The organism is Pseudoalteromonas sp. S1650, from assembly GCF_005887195.1.
Taxonomy (GTDB): domain Bacteria; phylum Pseudomonadota; class Gammaproteobacteria; order Enterobacterales; family Alteromonadaceae; genus Pseudoalteromonas; species Pseudoalteromonas simplex.
In genome coordinates, this window is the sequence record NZ_PNDF01000162.1 from 1 (window position 1) to 680 (window position 680).

General features: G+C 51.3%; 1 protein-coding gene. It reads left to right on the forward strand.

The window, feature by feature from the left end; genetic code table 11:
• Nucleotides 1-680, forward strand: a 680-nt coding sequence (locus tag CWB80_RS22005) for an Ig-like domain-containing protein (protein WP_249362682.1), incomplete at both ends; no start/stop codon positions are given.

A 680-nucleotide genomic window follows, 5' to 3' on the forward strand; every position in this document is an offset into this window, starting at 1 on the left:
GGTACATCAGATTTACCTGCCGGTAGCACAGTGACCATCACCCAAACCTTATTAGGCGGTGGCAGTGTGACATATACGGCAACCACCGATGCCAATGGTGATTGGTCACTGACAGGGTTAACCGTGCCGTTAGCGAACCTAGCGTCGATAACAGCCAGTGCATCGGATGCTGCAGGCAATGTACGTACTATCAGTTCAAGTGACTTTGATGGTACACCACCGACACTCACCGTTAATGTGGATGCAATAGGAAATGACAATACACCGCTCATCAGTGGTACCAGTGATGCAGGTGAAGGCGCACAAGTGACCGTGGTCGTCACCGATGCCAATGGTGATAGCAGCACCCTGACAGCGACAGTGGATGCCAGCGGTAATTGGTCAGTGAGTCCAACAACGGTCTTAGCTGATGGTCAATTTACTGTTGACGCCAGTGTGCGTGATGGGGTGGGTAACCTCACAGAAGAAACGGTGACTGGGGTCATTGATACCGTTGCACCAAGCTTAACCTTAACGGGCGTTGGGGCGGGCAGTGATGTGACGCCCACTTTAAGCGGCACAAGTAATGAAATCGGCGCGTTAGTAACTATCACAGTGACTGATAGTAACGGTGTGGTACAAACTTTCTCAGCCACAGTGGGCAGTGATGGAACCTGGACTAACGAAGTGCCAAACGGTTT